This window comes from Bacillus sp. FSL R5-0603, assembly GCF_038050295.1.
Taxonomy (GTDB): Bacteria; Bacillota; Bacilli; order Bacillales; family Bacillaceae; genus Bacillus; species Bacillus subtilis.
In genome coordinates this window covers 51,059-69,825 of the sequence record NZ_JBBOYP010000001.1, presented here as the reverse complement: position 1 = coordinate 69,825, position 18,767 = coordinate 51,059, and the positions used below count along the sequence as shown (strand labels likewise).

General features: G+C 43.2%; 21 protein-coding genes and 2 tRNA genes. All 23 read right to left on the bottom strand.

Annotated features, from left to right (window positions below; translation table 11 throughout):
• Positions 1 to 36: 36 nt before the first annotated feature.
• Positions 37 to 108, bottom strand: a tRNA-Glu gene (locus tag NYE56_RS00385).
• Between the two features lie 9 nt (positions 109 to 117).
• Positions 118 to 194: transfer RNA gene (locus NYE56_RS00380), tRNA-Met, on the bottom strand.
• A 168-nt stretch (positions 195 to 362) separates the two neighbouring features.
• Complete coding sequence (locus NYE56_RS00375) at positions 363 to 749, bottom strand: S1 domain-containing RNA-binding protein (RefSeq protein ID WP_003218379.1); 387 nt, start codon at positions 747 to 749, stop codon at positions 363 to 365.
• A gap of 80 nt (positions 750 to 829) precedes the next feature.
• Positions 830 to 1,207 (bottom strand): cell division protein DivIC, encoded by a 378-nt coding sequence (gene divIC, locus NYE56_RS00370; RefSeq protein ID WP_003243211.1) that lies wholly within the window; start codon positions 1,205 to 1,207, stop codon positions 830 to 832.
• Between the two features lie 17 nt (positions 1,208 to 1,224).
• Positions 1,225 to 1,860, bottom strand: a complete 636-nt coding sequence (gene yabQ / locus NYE56_RS00365) for a spore cortex biosynthesis protein YabQ (protein ID WP_021479720.1) — start codon at positions 1,858 to 1,860, stop codon at positions 1,225 to 1,227.
• On the bottom strand, positions 1,857 to 2,159 hold the full coding sequence (gene yabP, locus NYE56_RS00360; RefSeq protein WP_003226714.1) for a sporulation protein YabP: 303 nt from the start codon (positions 2,157 to 2,159) through the stop codon (positions 1,857 to 1,859). The genes yabQ and yabP overlap by 4 nt, the downstream gene beginning before the upstream one ends.
• Positions 2,160 to 2,237: 78 nt before the next feature.
• A complete protein-coding gene (locus NYE56_RS00355) occupies positions 2,238 to 2,498 on the bottom strand; it encodes an RNA-binding S4 domain-containing protein (RefSeq protein ID WP_003226716.1) in 261 nt (86 codons plus the stop codon).
• Positions 2,499 to 2,500: 2 nt separating this feature from the next.
• Positions 2,501 to 3,970, bottom strand: coding sequence for a nucleoside triphosphate pyrophosphohydrolase (gene mazG / locus NYE56_RS00350; RefSeq protein ID WP_341283299.1), 1,470 nt, complete (start codon positions 3,968 to 3,970; stop codon positions 2,501 to 2,503).
• Positions 3,960 to 5,558: a putative polysaccharide biosynthesis protein gene (locus NYE56_RS00345; protein ID WP_341283298.1), complete on the bottom strand. Its 1,599-nt coding sequence runs from the start codon at positions 5,556 to 5,558 to the stop codon at positions 3,960 to 3,962. The genes mazG and NYE56_RS00345 overlap by 11 nt, the downstream gene beginning before the upstream one ends.
• Positions 5,559 to 5,739: 181 nt before the next feature.
• A complete protein-coding gene (spoVT, locus tag NYE56_RS00340) occupies positions 5,740 to 6,276 on the bottom strand; it encodes a stage V sporulation protein T (RefSeq protein WP_003218365.1) in 537 nt (178 codons plus the stop codon).
• A 135-nt stretch (positions 6,277 to 6,411) separates the two neighbouring features.
• Positions 6,412 to 9,945: a transcription-repair coupling factor gene (gene mfd, locus NYE56_RS00335; protein ID WP_341283297.1), complete on the bottom strand. Its 3,534-nt coding sequence runs from the start codon at positions 9,943 to 9,945 to the stop codon at positions 6,412 to 6,414.
• A gap of 69 nt (positions 9,946 to 10,014) precedes the next feature.
• Positions 10,015 to 10,245 carry an anti-sigma-F factor Fin gene (fin, locus tag NYE56_RS00330; RefSeq protein WP_003243417.1) on the bottom strand — a complete coding sequence of 77 codons (231 nt, stop codon included), beginning with the start codon at positions 10,243 to 10,245 and terminating at the stop codon, positions 10,015 to 10,017.
• A 59-nt stretch (positions 10,246 to 10,304) separates the two neighbouring features.
• Positions 10,305 to 10,871 carry an aminoacyl-tRNA hydrolase gene (gene pth / locus NYE56_RS00325; protein ID WP_003226727.1) on the bottom strand — a complete coding sequence of 189 codons (567 nt, stop codon included), beginning with the start codon at positions 10,869 to 10,871 and terminating at the stop codon, positions 10,305 to 10,307.
• Positions 10,872 to 10,977: 106 nt separating this feature from the next.
• Positions 10,978 to 11,592, bottom strand: a complete 615-nt coding sequence (locus NYE56_RS00320; RefSeq protein ID WP_122895838.1) for a 50S ribosomal protein L25/general stress protein Ctc — start codon at positions 11,590 to 11,592, stop codon at positions 10,978 to 10,980.
• Between the two features lie 84 nt (positions 11,593 to 11,676).
• Positions 11,677 to 12,630, bottom strand: a complete 954-nt coding sequence (locus NYE56_RS00315; protein WP_003218353.1) for a ribose-phosphate diphosphokinase — start codon at positions 12,628 to 12,630, stop codon at positions 11,677 to 11,679.
• Between the two features lie 22 nt (positions 12,631 to 12,652).
• Positions 12,653 to 14,023 carry a bifunctional UDP-N-acetylglucosamine diphosphorylase/glucosamine-1-phosphate N-acetyltransferase GlmU gene (gene glmU / locus NYE56_RS00310; RefSeq protein WP_015382564.1) on the bottom strand — a complete coding sequence of 457 codons (1,371 nt, stop codon included), beginning with the start codon at positions 14,021 to 14,023 and terminating at the stop codon, positions 12,653 to 12,655.
• 192 nt (positions 14,024 to 14,215) lie between these two features.
• The gene (gene spoVG, locus NYE56_RS00305; RefSeq protein ID WP_003218346.1) at positions 14,216 to 14,509 is read right to left on the bottom strand and encodes a septation regulator SpoVG; all 294 of its coding nucleotides are present in this window, start codon (positions 14,507 to 14,509) and stop codon (positions 14,216 to 14,218) included.
• Between the two features lie 194 nt (positions 14,510 to 14,703).
• The gene (ridA, locus tag NYE56_RS00300) at positions 14,704 to 15,081 is read right to left on the bottom strand and encodes a 2-iminobutanoate/2-iminopropanoate deaminase (protein WP_003226738.1); all 378 of its coding nucleotides are present in this window, start codon (positions 15,079 to 15,081) and stop codon (positions 14,704 to 14,706) included.
• Complete coding sequence (gene purR, locus NYE56_RS00295; protein WP_003218342.1) at positions 15,078 to 15,935, bottom strand: pur operon repressor; 858 nt, start codon at positions 15,933 to 15,935, stop codon at positions 15,078 to 15,080. Before purR ends, ridA begins: the two co-directional genes overlap by 4 nt.
• A gap of 55 nt (positions 15,936 to 15,990) precedes the next feature.
• Positions 15,991 to 16,860 carry a 4-(cytidine 5'-diphospho)-2-C-methyl-D-erythritol kinase gene (gene ispE, locus NYE56_RS00290; protein ID WP_003226742.1) on the bottom strand — a complete coding sequence of 290 codons (870 nt, stop codon included), beginning with the start codon at positions 16,858 to 16,860 and terminating at the stop codon, positions 15,991 to 15,993.
• Between the two features lie 147 nt (positions 16,861 to 17,007).
• A complete protein-coding gene (locus tag NYE56_RS00285) occupies positions 17,008 to 17,193 on the bottom strand; it encodes a small, acid-soluble spore protein, alpha/beta type (RefSeq protein WP_003218333.1) in 186 nt (61 codons plus the stop codon).
• A gap of 159 nt (positions 17,194 to 17,352) precedes the next feature.
• On the bottom strand, positions 17,353 to 17,613 hold the full coding sequence (gene veg, locus NYE56_RS00280) for a biofilm formation stimulator Veg (RefSeq protein ID WP_003218330.1): 261 nt from the start codon (positions 17,611 to 17,613) through the stop codon (positions 17,353 to 17,355).
• A 210-nt stretch (positions 17,614 to 17,823) separates the two neighbouring features.
• The gene (prtG, locus tag NYE56_RS00275) at positions 17,824 to 18,696 is read right to left on the bottom strand and encodes a sporulation-specific protease PrtG (RefSeq protein ID WP_014475574.1); all 873 of its coding nucleotides are present in this window, start codon (positions 18,694 to 18,696) and stop codon (positions 17,824 to 17,826) included.
• Positions 18,697 to 18,767: the final 71 nt, after the last annotated feature.

Here is an 18,767-nt window from a genome sequence, read left to right as displayed (position 1 = left end):
AAATCGGCTTCTGCAAGAGAAACCGATTTTTTAGGATGACCCGTACGGGATTCGAACCCGTGTTACCGCCGTGAAAGGGCGGTGTCTTAACCGCTTGACCAACGGGCCAAACAAATATGGTAGCGGCGGAGGGGATCGAACCCCCGACCTCACGGGTATGAACCGTACGCTCTAGCCAGCTGAGCTACACCGCCATATTGTTTTGTGCTTCTAAGCACAAGTTATATAATACAAAGGTTTGTCTCTTTCGTCAACAGAAACTTTAATGTTGTAATTTTCTGACTCTTATAGAGGGTGAGGATAATAAAAAAGCATCCGTCGGGATGAACGGATGCTTCATTTATTTTATAGAAAGCAGCAAGTTATCCTCTTCTTGCTCCGCGCCCTCCACGTTTTGATTCCGTATTGCGTTTTAAAGATGACAAGCGATCTTCGCTGTCTTTTAAAAACTTATTCATTTTCTGTTCAAAAGATTCTTTCGGACGGAAATCATTTCTAGGTCTGGCTTGCGGACGGTCTTTAGCTTTTTTAATAGATAAACCAATTTTCCCGTCTTTTTCAACGTTGATGACTTTCACTTCAACTTGGTCGCCGACTTTTAAGTGGTCGTTAATGTCTTTGACATAATTATCAGCTACCTCACTAATGTGAACGAGACCGGTTGAGCCTCCAGGCAATTCAACAAACGCTCCAAAATTTGTAATACCTGTAATTTTCCCTTGCAACTTGCTGCCAACTTCAATCGACATAAAAAAAGTGCTCCTCCTTAGGCTTATAAAAAGATCGTTTGCTTAATTATACCTAAATAAAAATTTAAGTGTCAACAAGGCTACTTGCTCTTCTTCTCCACATTGAAGATAATTTCTCCGTCTCCAGACATGAATAAGTCCCTTCTGGCAAGCTCTGTGACGTAATCCTCATCCTTCAATTTGGATATTTCTTCTTTTAAATCCGTTTGTTTTGTCTTTAAACTTTTCAGTTCTTTTTCAAGCTGTTCTTTCTTTTCTTCTTTTGCACTAAGGGAAGATGTTTGGGACCAGACAGAGCTTGCCAGCACAATTGCCGTCAGGAATACTAGGGCGCCGAACACAGTTAACCGTCTGTACAGCCCTTTGCGTCTTCGTTTCTTCAGCTGATTTTGCCGTTCTACTTGTTCTTTATAGTCGTTTTGTATTTCAGTTATCGTTCGTTCCCTGGAAAAATTCAAACCAGACGGTCCTCCTTTCATTTCTTCAAAAACCGTGTAATGGTCGTTCTTATGGTTATCAATAGTTTCTTCTTCTTTTTGAGAAATCCTGCACCTTTTTCAAAATAACGTCTAAAAGTTAGACGCATTTTCACAGGAAGAAGTTTCAAACATTGTTTCGCGATAAAACGGATCGGAAAACACAGAACCATGACTATTTTATATAGACACAGCAGGAGAAAACCTATCAGGCTGTATGTTTTCTTGAATAAAAATGCCGCCAGCCAGATGATCGCTCCGCATGTCCATACAATAGGACGAAATAACACGTGCTGAATGAGTTTTTTGAAGAATTGATAAACAGAAACAACAAGGTAAATGAAGAATTTCAGTATTTTTATATAGATTCGTTTGCAAAGGCTCTGATACGTCGCAACGCCCAGCAGAACCGCTAAAAAGATGTAAATCCTGAATTCTCCCTCATTTACATGAAGCAAGACATAAAAGAAAAGCAGCCCTTGCACAATCCAGAAAAGAATATCATGAATAAATAATAGCCATCTGGCTGTTTTGGCACGAATGACAAAGAGCCGGTATGTATCAAGCGAAGCACCAAGCCAGAGACCCATACCGGACATCGCCAGCATTGTATAGAATTGTGTCGTCAGCGTCATTTAAACAACTTGCTAAAAAACCCTTTAGCTTTATCCCCTTGTTGTTCGTCTAAGTATACTAAATCAAATACCCTGCCTTTTATCGAAACAATCCCTTTTTCCACATCAAGATTTTTCATCTGCAGGTTTTGGCCTCTGACGGAGAGCATTCCCATCACCGTTTCCAGCAGGAATTCTTCGTTATCAAAACTCTCCACATGCTTAACCCCAGAAATATCTAAATGCTTCCGGCCTTTCATTGTCACATCATGCTGTTCCGGAACAGACGAAGAACCTTTTTGATCATAATATGAATTCATCTATTCAGCCCCCATATCCTCGATACTTTTAGCATTATTACTGCATTGTATGAGGTGGGGGATTTTTTTAGAACAAGCCTATTCGCCGAGTTTTTCTTCTTTTAGAATCGTGTACATGTTTGCAGCTTCTTCTTTTTTCGTCGTGTCTTTCAATTCATTAACCTGAACCGTTACAAGCTTTTGGCCGAAGCGGACCGTTAGTTCATCTCCCGGTTTTACGTCAGAGCTTGCTTTAGCTTGGTTTCCGTTAATAGAGATTCGTCCTTGGTCAGCTACTTCCTTCGCTAGTGTACGCCGTTTGATCAGCCGTGATACTTTCAAAAATTTATCTAATCTCATATCTATGATCTCCTCTCAGTTTCTTTCGCTTCATTCCACAGTTTGTCCATGTCCTCAAGGGACATATCAGCCAACTCGACTCCCTCTTCCTTCGCTGTTTCCTCAATGTACGAGAACCGTCTCCGGAATTTGTCATTAGTCATGGTCAGCGCTTCCTCTGGCTCTATTTTGTAGAAGCGGGCTACATTCACCAGCGCGAACAAAATGTCGCCAAACTCAGCTTTAAGATTGTGTTCGTGAGGAGCTTCAGAAACCTCAGAAGAAAATTCCTTCATTTCCTCACTTACCTTTTCCCAAATATCGCTGACGTCTTCCCAGTCAAAACCGACCTTCGCTGCTTTTTTCTGCAGTTTAGCGGCTTTCGAAAGAGCTGGAAGAGTTTTCGGCACGCTGTCTAATAAGGATGATTCGGATGTGTTTTTTTCGGCTTTTTTTATGTCTTCCCAATTTGCCAAAACATCGTTTTCATCCTGAACCTTAACATCTTTAAACACATGGGGATGTCTTCGGACCATTTTTTCACTGATTCCTTTTATGACATCATCAATTGTGAAATAACCTTCATCTTCACCAATTTGCGCGTGAAGCAAGACCTGAAGCAAAACGTCGCCAAGCTCTTCGATCATATGGTCTGTGTCTTCTTCGTCAATAGCTTCGAGAAGCTCATAACATTCTTCAATCGTGTACTGTTTTAATGACTGATGCGTCTGCTTTTTATCCCACGGACATCCATTAGGTCCGCGAAGCTCTCTGATGATGCTTCGGAACGTGGAGAATTCGTGATAAAGCAGCTTCTCTTCTTTAATCGGCGGAATATACACACTTGTTAAGTTGTTCAAGGCGACATTGCGGTCCAGCTCAAATAATGGCACTGTCCTGATCTCCTCGCCACGGCTGCCTGCTGCAGTCACAATGACGACCTCATAATCATCAGGCAGCTTCTCCATCAATGTCAGCTTGACTTCAGAAGCCGTCATTTGGTCGTAAACCTGACATATGATCAGATGATGTCTGAGCTCAAGCTCATCCGCGGACAATGTGCCGGCATCCACAAATTGAAAACCTTCAATCGGGTCAATTTGCAAGGCATTGAATGTGGCATCAAGGAAACTTTGTCCCCCCGCGACTTTCACTTGAACGTTTTCCTTTTCCTGCCGCTCCGTCAGCAGCTGAACTGTTTTTTCTGCGACAAAAGGGTGTCCCGGCACAGCATAAACCACGTCCTCACGCCGCGCCGCTTCAAAGAGGATATCAGCAATTTCTTCATATACCGCCTCGAACTGATCATGTTTCTCATATATATCATCAAAGAAACGGATGTTCTTCGTTTCTTTTTCAAGCTCCTCAATTAAAGGATGATCCTTGGTTCTGACATACAGCGTATCTGCCTTCGTCAGCAGCTTGTGTATACCAATTGTCAACTGGTCCATGTCTCCGGCACCAAGTCCCACGACTGTAATTTTACCCGCCATTTTGTTCTCTCCTTCTCATGAATTTGCTTAACTTGCTGCCGAATGGCACACTGTTCAGCTCTTCATCTGTAAATATTCCCAATCTCATCATACAATAAATAAACACCGCGCCACCAATGGCAACAGCAGAAAGGCTCTCAATCACAGCCACTCCTCTTCCTGTTGCAGGAAACAAGAAAGTCCATAGACGCGTATACGCAAGCAAAACAGCTGACATCAAAAGAGCAGATCCAATAATCGGAATCAAAACGCCTCTAAGCTTATCGAGCCATTCCTTTTGCCGAAGCTGATACAAGTTAAGGCCGGCGACAGCCGCAAAGGAAGCCGCTGTCGCAAGCGATGCGCCTTCAATCCCATAGCGCGGAACCAAAAGAGTGTTTAACACCCATTTCACTGCAACACCCGCGCCCACCGCTATCGCAGGAAAAACTGTGTATCCCGCTCCCTGTAAGACTGCCGCTGCCGTTACCGCCAAGGATGCAAATAAAATGGAGCAGCTAAATACTTGTAACGCACCTGTGCCTTCTCCATTTTGAAACAGCATGATATTCACCGGCTTAAGAATGCAAATCAACCCAGCCGATGCGCCTGTACCGAGCACAAGGCATAGTTTCAAAGATGACGTGATTTTTTCTTTCATGATCTTCAGCTCTTTGTTTTTTACAGCCTTAGAAATATACGGAACGAGTGACGTCGCAATGCTTACCGCGAAAATTGAACCGAGTTGCAGCAACGGTTGTCCCCGATCATAGATCCCCTTTAGGCGTTTTGCTTCTTCGCTTGCCTCACCATCCGAAAGCAATGCATATAAATTCAAAGCATCAACAAGCTGGATAAACAAAAGCAGCAAACTGCTTACACAGATTGTAGCCGAATATAAAAGCAGTTTTTTCGTCAATTCTTTTGTTGTGATGACATTTTCGTTTTGCCTATCCGTTTGGTTGTCTCTTTTCGTTTTGAACCAAAAAAACCCCAGTATCACCAATGCAACCAAACTTCCGGCAAGAGAGCCTGAAGCGGCTGCCGCTCCCGCAGTATAAAGCGAGGCTCCCTTTTTCACGAGCCAAAATGATAAACCCAAGAGCACCGCAACACGCAGAAACTGCTCTGTCATCTGTGATAAGGCTGAAGGGAGCATTTCGTGCCGCCCCTGAAAACCGCCTCTAAGCAACGCGACAAATGGGAAAAGCAGAAACGCGCATGCGGCCACTTGAATTAACACGGCTAGATGCGAATCTCCCATAAAGAGTGCAATAGGAACAGCACCCAGATATAAACAAAGAAATAATAAAATACCGATTAAAGACAAAAATAATGCTGATATTTTTAATATGGTGTGATGATTTTTTTCACTATAATCATTCATCAACTTTGAAATAATGACTGGAAATCCTGATGTGGACAGCATGACCGCAATACCAAGAAAGGGATATACCTGCTGATATATATAAAATCCAACATCGCCGACAATGTTTTGAAACGGGACTCTGTAAACAGCGCTTAAAATTTTTGTGATGACGCCTGCCAGAATTAAAACAAAAGCCCCCTGCCAAATCCAATGCCGTTTAACGCCTATTGAATCGTCCATCCAAAAGCTCCTTCCCAACGTCAGGGGCAATACGGTTCACGTATTACCGCGGCACAAATAAAAACGAGGTTATTATACCACATCCCAACCCTTGGATTCCTTTTTCGGCACGCATGAAAAAGAACAGCGTCCCAAGGAGAGCTGTTCTTTACATACCTATTTTCGAAGAAAGGAATAAGACCTACTGTTCCATTTGACGAGCCAAAAATCCAGCTGCTGTTTCAACGGCTTTATGCTCTACTTCGCCCATTGTCTGATCTTTTGAAAAGATTACCACAGCACCTATCGGATCACCGTTCGCCACAATTGGGCCGACAGTATAAGAATTCATGTCCTCATCAATTCCATTCACAAGCTGTACTGATTTCGCATCACTCTCAAGCACGGAGCTGCGCTGATCCATTGTTCTTTCCAGCATTTCGCTGATTGACTTGTTTAAGTAATCTTTTTTGGAGCTGCCGGACACGGCAATATATACATCACGATCACAAATCAGCACTGAATGGCCGAGGCTGTCGTAAAGCGCGTCTGCATACTCCTTTGCAAAGTCTCCAAGCTCACTGATCGGAGAGTACTTTTTCAAAATCACTTCTCCGTCACGATCTACAAAAATCTCAAGCGGATCGCCTTCCCTGATTCTCAGAGTTCTTCGAATTTCTTTAGGAATCACGACCCGACCTAAGTCATCAATACGACGTACGATACCGGTTGCTTTCATCTCTGGTGCCTCTCTTTCATTTGATGGTATATACATGTGGGAAAGACCTAAAGCAGTTACTTTATGTACCTTCCGCCTCGCTTGAAATTAGTATCCGTCACATCAAATGTAATATACACCAGAGAGTAACAAAATTTACGTTGATGAAATGGTTTGCTTTTTCACATCTTTTAAGCCCTTCAGCATGCCCAGCACGGTGTCGAGCCATTCATCAGCACTACGGCCTTTCGTCTGTATGGAGATTTTGAGTTTTTTCCCTTCCATTCCCAGTCCGATTTGTCTGCCATATTGATTGCCAAGCTCAAACAGCTTCTGCCCGTCAATTTCAGCACTTGCTTCTTCAGAAATTGTCAATCTGACAGCATCTTTATCCTGCTTAATCAGCTCGACACGTTCCTGTCTCGCATAGACCTTCATTTCTGCAACAGTAAACAAGTATTCGACTTCTTTTGGATAGTTTCCAAAGCGGTCGATCATTTCATCTTGAAGCTCATTCTTCTCTTCGATTGTCGCCACAGACCTGAAGCGTTTATACATATCAATTTTCTGTTTGCCGTCTTGAATATAAGTTTCCGGAATATACGCATCAAGCTCGACATCAATTTCTGTTTCAAACTGCTCTGTCTTCGCTGTGTCTCCTTTACGCTCCTCAATGGCCTCCTTCAGCATTTGTGAATAGAGGTCAAATCCGACCGAATCGATGAAGCCATGCTGCTGGGCACCAAGAAGATTCCCGGCTCCGCGAATCGTTAAGTCACGCATTGCGATTTTAAAACCGGAACCTAGCTCTGTGAATTCTTTAATAGCCTGCAGCCTTTTTTCAGCCACTTCTGTCAGCACTTTATCCCGGCGATACGTGAAGTACGCATACGCCACACGGTTAGAACGACCGACACGCCCCCGCAGCTGGTAAAGCTGAGAAAGACCCATCTTGTCAGCGTCAAATACGATCAGCGTATTGACGTTCGGGATGTCCACGCCAGTTTCGATAATGGTTGTGCTGACGAGAACGTCTGATTCTCCTTCAAGAAAACTTAGCATAACGGTTTCTAATTCATTTTCTGTCATTTTCCCATGCGCATATGCTACCTTCGCGTCAGGGACTAGCATTGAAATTTCATCCGCTTTCCGCTCAATGTCCTCTACCCGGTTGTACAAGAAATAGACCTGGCCTCCGCGTGCAAGCTCACGTTCAATCGCCTCTCTGACAAGAGCGCCGTTATATTCCACAACATACGTCTGTACGGGGAAGCGATTTTCCGGCGGAGTCTCGATGACTGAAAGATCCCTTACGCCAAGCATAGACATATGCAGCGTACGCGGAATCGGCGTTGCAGTTAACGTTAATACATCAACATTGGCTTTTATTTGCTTGATTTTTTCTTTATGGGTTACACCGAAACGCTGCTCTTCATCAATGATGAGGAGCCCTAAGTCTTTATACACGACATCCTTTGATAAAAGCCGATGCGTCCCGATGACGATATCAACCGTTCCGTTTTTCAGCCCTTTGATTGTTTCGTTTGCTTCTTTTCTCGTTCTGAACCTGCTGAGAAGGCCGATATTAATCGGATAGTCCTGGAAGCGCTCTTTTATGGTTTCATAGTGCTGCTGTGCCAAAATTGTTGTCGGAACGAGCAGAGCTACCTGCTTTCCGTCACCGATCGCCTTAAACGCGGCACGTATGGCAACCTCTGTTTTACCGTAGCCCACATCTCCGCACAGCAAGCGGTCCATCGGACGTTCTCTTTCCATGTCTTTTTTGATTTCGTGAATAGAACGGAGCTGATCCTCAGTCTCTTGATAAGGGAAAGCCGATTCGAATTCACGCTGCATCTCATGGTCAGGAGAAAACGCATAGCCCTTGCTCGCTTCTCTTTCGGCATACAGCTTAATTAAGTCATCAGCAATATCCTGAACGGATGTCTCTACTTTTTTCTTGACCCGCTTCCATTCACTACCGCCTAATTTATACAGCTTTGGCTCTTTTCCTTCGGAGCCGACATATTTTTGCACCTGATCAATTTGTTCTACAGGAACGTAAAGCTTGTCACTGCCCTGATAATGTATATTTAAATAGTCTTTATGAATGCCGTTGATTTCAAGAGTTTCGATCCCCAGGTATTTTCCGATCCCGTGATTAATATGAACGACATAATCTCCAATTTGAAGCTCAGAATAACTTTTGATGCGCTCTGCATTGGTAAGCTTCTGTTTTCGCGGCTTCTTCTTTACACGGTTTTTGAACAGTTCTTCTTCCGTGATAACGGCAAGCTTCATTAACGGCAGCTCAAATCCCGATTGGAGCTCGCCTTCCATGATATAGACCTGTCCCTGAACAAGCGCTTTTTTGCTGTCTGTCGTGGCAGCCTCGATATCATAATCAGCCAAAACAGATGACAATTTCTGTGTACGTTCCTTGTTTGCTCCTAAGAACACAACAGTGAAATTTGATTTTTTAAAACGCTCCATTTCGCCCGCAAGTACGTTCATTTGGCCATGGAAACTCTGCATTTGCCGGCCTGACACATTGACGATATTTTGCGGGCTCGTATGGTGTACATGCCGCAAAAATAAAGAGTAGTACAGCAGAGGCCGTTTTTGCTCAGCCACTATTTTTTGGAAGCTGAATGACAAACGAATGTCATGCAAAATCTTCCCTTCCTCAAGAAGATTTGTTATAAACTCCGCTTCTTCTTTTTGAAGCTGTTCTTCCATCTCATGAATCCGACTGACTTCATCCAAAATCAGAAGTGTATTATCAGGTGTATAATCTAGTAAACTAGCAGGCTTTTCATAGAAATATGAGAGATACTTCACGAGCTCCTGATCTGTCTGGCCTTCAGACAAGCGTTCTTTATCATGAGAAATATTCGCATGAAGTATTTCTTTTTGTTTGTCAGCCTTTAATTTTTTCAGGCTCGCGGCAAGACCACTATCGATTTTCTCCATCGCCCGCGCTTTTTCTTCCGGTCTGATAATTAATTCCTTCGCGGGACCGATATTGATCGAGGTAAGGGTCTCAATTGACCGCTGATCATCTGAATTAAAGCTGCGGATTGAATCCACCTCGGTGTCAAAAAGTTCAATTCTCACCGGATTCTCTGAAGTCAACGGATAAATATCAATGATTCCCCCGCGAATACTGAATTCCCCGGGCGCAGAAACCATATCAGACCGCTCATACCCTACCTCTACTAGCCGTGAGGCAAGCTGGTCAGGTTCGATATCATGGCCTACTTGAATGAGCATCTGGCTGCTTTTCCACACCTCAACAGGCGGCAGCATTCTTCTGATTGCCGCTACCGGAGCAACGACAATTGGCGCTTCTCCATTCGTTAGTCTATTAATGACATCTAATCGCTGCGCCCGCAATTCAGGGCTTGCAACTGCGATTTCTGATGAAATGAGTTCATTGACGGGGTACAAAAGGACAGACCGATCCTCTAGAAGTGAAGTCAGATCATCTGTTACTTTCTGGGCTTGATATAAGTTATGGGTGATGAGAAAGATAGGCTTATTCGTTTCATTAGCCAGAGCAGAAGTAAAAACAGAACGCGCGGAACCCGACAGACCCGCGAGCAGCTGTTCCTTCAGGCCCTCGTGTAAACCGTTGATGATGGATTTAAAGTCATCGCTTTCTTTTATAAAGGTTTGAATGTTGTCCATATGGCCCCTCCTCTCTGTTTCCTGCGAGAACAGAAAAACGCTTTGGTCTAGTGTCTACACCAAAGCTTTTTATTGAATAAATGTGTGATATTCGTGGTAATGCGGATTTCGGTCAAGCGCCTCTTGGCAATCTTCACATATCGTCAAAACATGGACATCTCCATTTTCTTTATAAGAAATCATATCGTTTCTTTCCTCATTTGTTAAGTGCTGAAATCCAAGTGAGTCTGTCGATACCATTGAAGATTCGAGACTGCCTACTTTCACTCCGCAATGACGACAATAATAATGCAAAGCCATACAAGGGACCTCCTGATGAAAAAGTCATTTTGGTGTAGTATGGACTTTGTTGTTACATTTTATACCTTTGCGTTAAATTCGTTCATGACTTCTAAAAACGGTTTACTCAAAGAAGCCTCACAAGCCTTCACAGATTTATCAACCGCTTCTTCGATCTCAGGTGCCTCCTCCTTGGTAAAGGAGCCTAACACATAATCAACGACCTTCATGCCGTTTACAGGCCGGCCGATTCCGATGCGGATACGGTCAAACTCGGATGTTCCAAGATGCTGGATCAGTGATTTGATGCCATTGTGCCCTCCGGCGCTTCCTTTCGTTCTTAAACGGATCTTGCCAGTCGGAAGGTCAAGGTCGTCGTAAATGACTGTCAAATCTTCGTTATCGACATCATAGTAGTCCATTAAAGGCCGCAAACATTCTCCTGATAAGTTCATATATGTAAGCGGTTTAACAAGTAGAACCTTTTTGCCGGAAACAAATCCGGTTCCGTATAATCCGTTAAATTTATTTTGATTCAGCTCTATATTCCATTCCTTTGCAAGCTGATCTATCACCATAAATCCGACATTATGCCGTGTATTTTCATAGTTCTTCCCCGGGTTTCCGAGACCGGCAATCACAAGCATGGCGAATCCTCCCTTAGTCACATAACTCCCGTCTTCATAAACGGGCTATAATTCTTCTCATTCTAGCACAAAAGACGTAACCGCGGGAGGGTTACGCCTTAAGCTATTATTGTTCGTTTTCACCTTCTGGCTGAGCATCGGCAGATTCCTCTTCATCGACCTCAGCTGCTTCCTGCTGCTGCGGAGGAAGGATTGAAGCCACAACCTCATCTGATTCATGATTAAAGGAGTAGTCACCGCCAGCAGGCAAATCCGCAATCGTCAGTACTTCATTTACATCGAGGCTTGAAATATCAGCCTCAATCGTTTGCGGAATGGCTTTTGGCTTGGCCTTTACAGTAAGTGCATATAACGGCTGCTGCAGTACGCCTCCGTTTTTCACTCCAATGGCTTCTCCGGTCAGATGAATCGGAACTTCCACTTCAATGTCCTCACTCATATTAACTACTTGAAAATCAGCATGAGTGACTTCATTTTTCAGCGGGTCCGTCTGCAAGTCTGTTACCATGACTGAGTGTTTTTCTCCGCCGACCTCAAGCGTAATGACTGCATTTTTGCCTTCGTCCCTAAGCGTTTTGATGAGCTCCACACTGTCTAATGACACAGGTTTGTTGCCCGTATCCTTCCCATATATGATACCTGGAACATGTCCTGAAGTACGGATATTCCGAAGAGACGAACGAGTAAAGTCCGTTCTTTCTTTTGCCGTTAAAGTTGCCATATTCAGCACCATCCTATTGTCGTTTTAGTTGTCCTATTACAAACAATACCCATAACGATAAGGATTTAAACCTCGAAAAATGGTTTAGCTGAACAGATAGCTGACTGATTGCTGCTCATGAACGCGAATAATCGCTTCGGCCAGAAGCGGTCCGACTGAAAGCTGCTTAAAGCGTTCAATTTTCTTTTCTTCAGGAAGCTTGATGCTGTTTGTCACAACAAGCTCTTTAATTGTTGAATTATTAATCCGTTCAACCGCAGGGCCTGATAGTACAGGGTGTGTACAGCATGCATATACTTCTTTCGCTCCGTTTTCAACGAGCGCATTAGCAGCAAGTGTAATCGTACCTGCAGTATCAATAATGTCATCGATGAGGATAGCAGTCTTCCCTTCGATGTTACCTACAATATTCATGACTTCCGCCACGTTTGGACGCGGACGGCGTTTATCGATAATCGCAATTGGCGCTTTTAGCCGGTCAGCCAGTTTGCGGGCACGTGTCACACCGCCATGGTCTGGTGAAACAATGACGATATCTTCAAGATTTTTGCCTTCAAAATATTCTCCTAAAATCGGAACACCCATTAAGTGGTCAATCGGTATATCAAAGAATCCTTGAATTTGCGGCGCATGCAGGTCAAGTGCAATCACACGAGTCGCACCGGCTGTTTCAAGCAGGTTAGCGAAAAGTTTAGCTGTGATTGGCTCACGGGATCTTGCTTTTCTGTCTTGACGCGCATAACCGTAATAAGGAATAACAATGTTAATCGTTTTTGCAGAAGCGCGTTTTAACGCATCTACCATAATCAGCAGTTCCATAATATGCTCGTTAACGGGGTCACTTGTAGACTGGATGATGTAACAATCACATCCGCGAATACTTTCTTCGATATTAATTTGGACTTCCCCGTCACTAAATCTTGTGACAGAACATTTCCCTAATTGAACTCCAACTATATCTGCGATTTCTTTTGCAAGCTCTGGATTCGAATTCAAAGAAAAAATCTTTAAATTCTTATCTCCGTATTGATTAGACATGGATAAACCTCCGAATTTAGGATTATTTTTTATGAATATTTTTCACATAATCGTCTTTATTTACTTGTCTCGCTCTGGCAATAGCAAGTGCTTTTCCAGGTACATCTTCCGTAACAGTTGAACCTGCCGCCACATAAGCGCCTTCTCCGACTGTGACAGGGGCAACCAAGTTGGAATTGCAGCCGATAAACGCGCCATCTTCAATTTTTGTCAAATACTTATTCTTTCCATCATAATTGACAGTAATTGAACCGCAGCCCAGGTTTACATCAGTGCCTACCTCAGCATCGCCGACATAGCTTAGATGAGATGCCTTGCTTCGGTCTCCGAATTGAGTCTTTTTAATTTCTACAAAATTCCCGATCTTCACTTCATTCCCGATGACAGAATCAGGTCTGATGTGAGCAAAAGGTCCTATGTTTACATCATTCCCCACTTTACTGTGATTGACTACCGATTGTTTAATAACCGTACGGCTGCCAATGGCACTATTCATAATCTCCGTATGAGGGCCAATAATCGTATCTTCTCCGATTTGCACCTCACCTTTAATCACAGTTCCAGGGTAAATCACAGTATCGCTTCCGATAACAGCGTCAGGAGAAATATACGTATTCATCGGGTCAATCAACGTCACGCCATTTTGCATATGCCGTTTATTAATACGCTCTTTCATAAATTGTTCTGCCTGAGAAAGAGCAACTCTATCATTAACTCCGAGCGTTTCTTGGAAATTACCAGTCTGGTAAGCGGCAACAGTTTCGCCTTCATTTTTAAGAATCTCTATGACATCCGGCAAATAATACTCGCCTTGGGCATTATCATTAGACACCTGATCAATAGCCCGAAATAGCGCTTCATTGTCAAAACAATACGTACCGGTGTTGATCTCAGTTACAAGACGTTCTTCTTCAGAGGCGTCCTTATGCTCAACGATTTTTTGAACCGCTCCGTTTTCGCTGCGAATAATGCGGCCGTATCCGGTTGGATCTTCTGCAACCGCAGTTAAAATCGTAGCTTTTGCTTCTCTTTGTGTATGTTCTTTCAGCATCTGTTCCATCGTCTCTGCTGTCAAAAGCGGCGTATCTCCGCAAATGACAATTGTGACGCCTTTTTCGTCAGCAAGAAATGGCTGTGCCTGTTTTACAGCATGAGCAGTGCCAAGCTGTTCTGCTTGAAGCGCGTACTCGCTTTTATCACCAAGCTGCTTTTTCACTTCTTCCGCACCATGTCCGACAATCGTGACAAGCTTTGATAAAGATAATTTTAAGGCTTCGTCCACGACGTGCTCTACCATAGGCTTACCGCAAACTGGATGAAGGACTTTATAAAGCTTCGATTTCATTCTCGTTCCTTGTCCAGCCGCTAAAACAACTGCAAACCGCTTATCCATTTATTGGCCTCCAATATCCCTTTTATCCATAGAAAAATATATCCTAAATATCTTCTGATTTCAAGGAGACTTCATGAAGTGCAAGAATTTTCTATTGAGTGCAACTAAGTTTGAAAAATCAGAATTAAAAAAGGACCGCCGGCAAAAGGCTTATGTCAGCCCTTTCAGCAGTCCTTGCTTTTTGGTTATTTTTTAAGAAGCTCCAGCTTCTTCGAATTCTAATGCTTCAGTGTCACCCAGACGATGATACTCATTTAACACGGCATCTTGAATCTTTCCTCGCGTGCTTGAATTAATAGGATGAGCAATATCGCGGAACTCTCCATCAGGGGTGCGTTTACTCGGCATCGCAACGAAAAGACCATTGTTTCCATCAATCACACGAATATCATGTACAACAAATTCGTGATCCAGCGTGATGGATGCAATCGCTCTCATGCGACCATCGGTATTCACGCGGCGTAATCTTACGTCAGTAACTTCCACAGTAGTTCACCACCTTTTCCCTATATAAAAGCATTAGTGTATCAATTCCACGATTTTTTCTGAAATCCTGCTCGTTTTTAAAATATTTTTTGAAAAAATAGGATATAGTTACACAATTAGGTCATAAAGCTTTCATTTCGGGCATAAGGTAAATAAAAAAGTGATCCCGGGCTCTCCCAGAATCACTTTTCTTATTATTTCACCAGTGCAATAACTTCAATCTCGACTAACGCATCCTTCGGGAGTCTCGCGACTTCAACACAAGATCTCGCCGGTTTGTGAGTGTCAAAGTATTGTCCGTACACTTCGTTTACTTCCGCAAACTGTTCCATATCCGCGATAAATACAGTTGCTTTTACAACTGTTTCAAAAGAAGCACCCGCTTCTTCCAGAACCGCCTTTAAATTGCTGAATACTTGATGAGTCTGCTCCTTAATATCGCCGTTCACCATTTCGCCTGAAGGAGTCAAAGGGATTTGGCCTGAGCTGTAAAACATATTGTTGACGATAATCCCTTGTGAATAAGGCCCGATTGCCGCTGGGGCATGTTTTGTGTGGACTGCTTTTGTCATGATTCTGTCTCTCCATTCTTTAAAAGATTGTCTTTAAAAAAACGCAGAAAATTGCCATTCTGAATTTCAATGGACTTCTCTTTCATGTTGATGGTTGAAAGAGTAAGAAGTGACATATATTCGTCAACAAGACGTTCATCTACTCCTTCGGCTTCAACTAAGACGCCGATTCCTGCCACATTTGCGTTAAACTCATCCAACAGGTTAATCATACCATTAATGGTGCCGCCAGCTTTCATAAAGTCATCAATAATGAGTACGTTTGAACCCGTTTTCATGCTTCTTTTCGCAAGTGACATTGTTTGAATGCGGTTTGAGGAGCCTGAAACGTAATTAATGCTGACTGTGGAGCCCTCTGTTACCTTATTGTCTTTACGAACGATCACAACAGGCACATTCAAATAGCTTGCAGCTGCATACGCAAGAGGGATGCCTTTCGTGGCAACGGTCATGACAACATCAATTTCGCGCTCTGCAAACACGGAAGCAAACAGCTTCCCTACCTTGGAGAGTACAGATGGCTTTCCTAAGATATCCGTTAAATATACATAACCGCCCGGAAGGATACGCTCAGGATTTGCCAGCGACTGTCCAAGTGTCTGCACAAACTCTTCAGCTTCAGCCTGCTTCATTTTCGGAATATATTTAACGCCTCCGGCAGCTCCAGGAACAGTAAGCAAAGTACCAATCCCCTGCTGTTCAAAGGTTTGTTTAATAATTGTTAAATCTTCACTGATCGATGATTTTGCAGATTCATACCGCTCAGAGAAAAAGGTTAGCGGTATTAACTCGTGCGGATGGGTTAACAAATAATTTGTTAAGTCCACCAATCTGCCGCTGCGACGAAACTTCATGAACTTACCCCCAAAATCCGAATATTTTAAGATCAATATAACTTAACATACGGATTTAATCAAGAGCGTTCTGTTCACCGATCATTCTCACCGCATAAACTTGATCGCAGAAGCCTCTTAACCCGTTATAAATTCTCTGCACCTTCGACTCATACTGAACCAGTCCAAACACTGTCGGGCCGCTCCCGCTCATTAACACGGCATCTGCACCAAAGCGTTTCATCTGGTTTTTGATCATCGCAACTTCAGGATGCATATCGAGCGTAACAGATTCAAGCACATTGCCTAAACGGCTGCACATCTTCTGAAAACTCTTTTCTTCTATCGCCTCGATCATGCCTTGTACATCGGGATGCTCTATACCATCCAGTTTCAACGCTCTGTACACTTCAGCAGTTGAAACACCGATTGTCGGCTTCGCTAAAATGACCCAGCAGTGCGGAGGCGTGCTGATATGTTTAATTTTCTCGCCGCGCCCTGTTGCTAATGCAGTTCCGCCATAGACACAAAATGAAACGTCAGAGCCAATTTCCGCTCCAAGCTCAGCAAGCGTTTCCGCAGACAGATTTAAATTCCAAAGTCTGTTCAGCCCTCTGAGTGTCGCCGCCGCATCACTGCTTCCGCCGGCAAGACCGGCAGCCACCGGAATTACCTTCGTAATCATGATGGAAACTCCCTTTTTCACGTTGTATCTGTCCTTGATCAGCTTGGCAGCCTGATAAGCTAAGTTTCTTTGGTCATCAGGCACAAATCGGTTGTGGGAGGAAACCCTCACTTCATCCTCTGCAAGCTCCGTCAATTCAATTCGATCAGCTAAATCAATTGTCGTCATGATCATTTCGACTTCATGATAGCCATCCGGGCGTTTTCGGGTGACGTCAAGTGACAGATTGATCTTAGCTGGCGCTTTTTCTAAAATACGCATAGCTTTCACCTACTTCTCCATCTAAACATAAGTATGAACATTGTATCACATTTGAAGTACAGGATGAACATATCCATATTCAGCCCATTATGTATTTATATCCAAAATAAAAAAACCAGGGAACAGCACGTCCCCCGGGTCACATCCTTATCGGTTATTCTGATTCTGAGCCATTTGCTGTTCGGCGATTTCTATAGCGCGCTTTACCATGTTACCGGCATCGCGAGCCCGAATTTCGCCCCAGCCGCCATTTTTTACTGTGTCATAAAAACCAAGGTCTTTAGCAAGCTCATATTTAAACTCATCTGACATAACTCCACGACGTCTGCCCAAACGAAACAACCCCTTTTTTAGAAGTGATAGCCATTCGTGCACGTCACGATAATATGTGACTGTTTTATCTTTTGTTAAATCAGATGGAACTTTCGTTAAAATTATTGGAAACCAAAAAAGGGCAAAACAAAAAGCAGTAAACAAAAGGTTCACTGCCCGTTAAAATGCCACTGAGCTTGCGGCGTCATCATTAAATGTCAGCTCAACAGTCTCAGTCAAAATATCAGCATAACTGTATGAAACTCTTTCAAACGAGTTCTCGTCTTGATCTAGTTGTATCACAAAAACAGAAGGGTACGTCTCAGCTAAAATGCCCGAACGCTCAATCGTTTTTCGGCGGCCACCGTTTGCTTTTAACGTCAGCCTTTTACCTAAATTCCCATCAAGCGATCTTTTAATATCGGACAACGTCTTCGCCATTGCATCCACCTCACTACATTTATTGTACAACACGAGCCCATTTTTGTCAAATAAAATTTAAATTATATCAACGTTAACAAGACGTTGTCAATAAAATTATTTTGACAAAATTCTATGATTCCTCAATTATGTTCCGCAAGTTTCGGTAAATTATGTATCATTATGTAAAATAAAAAACCCGCATAGCTCTCCTATGCAGGTTTTCAACTGTTAATTGGACTTATAAGGCATACCAATTCTCAGAACTCCTCTTGTTTCAATACCTCCAAGCCCTTTCTCTCTTGTCAGCGTATTACGGAGCACTTCCCATACATTAATCCGTTCCATAAACGGCGTAAAGCTGATCTTCGCGACGATATATACCGGATCAAGCGCATGAATATTGACTCTTGACGGTGAACTCGCAAAATTCGCACCCGCTCTGATGAGTGATTCAAAATGGGATTGGCAGGCCCCCGCAAAAATAACAAGCTGATCTAAGTGAGGGATCTTTTTTCGGGCTGTTTGAACTGTTTCAACAAAGTGCTTAGAATGTCTGTACGCATTCAAATCATCAATACCGCCCTTTTGCTTCGAATACGCATCATGCCCTGTGATCACCAGGATATCAGGTCGATATTTGTCGAGCAATTCTTCAATAGAAGCAGACATTTTCTTTTCATGGCAATGGATGCCATAGACCGGCACTCCAATTTTTTTATAGACATTCAGGCATTTTTTCAGATATGCTTCGTCACCATCCAGATGAAGCACTTTGCCCGGCATATGGAAATAATGCTCCTGATGCTGATATTGGCTTGTCGCATAGTACTCTTGCTTTTCTCTGAGCAGCTTATAATCCTGGCGGAGTAATTCGAGCGACTCATTCATTCTGCTCTCATCTTTCTTTTTCCGCATCATCTGCTCATCCTTTTTCACTGCCACCAGATCAGAAAAATCCGAATCAGCAATCAGCCTGACTTCATCTCCATGCAAAATGGCAATTGAATTTCCTTTGCTTGTTTGCTCTATTCCTATAATTCGAAACAAAACATCCATCTGATAGGATTTTCTGGCTACCATATCCCCTATTTGAAATTGCACGTTCCTCACTCCACACATAGACTAAGCCTCATCATGAAAGAAAGAGCCTTGAGAAAGCGCCTTTTTTCGCT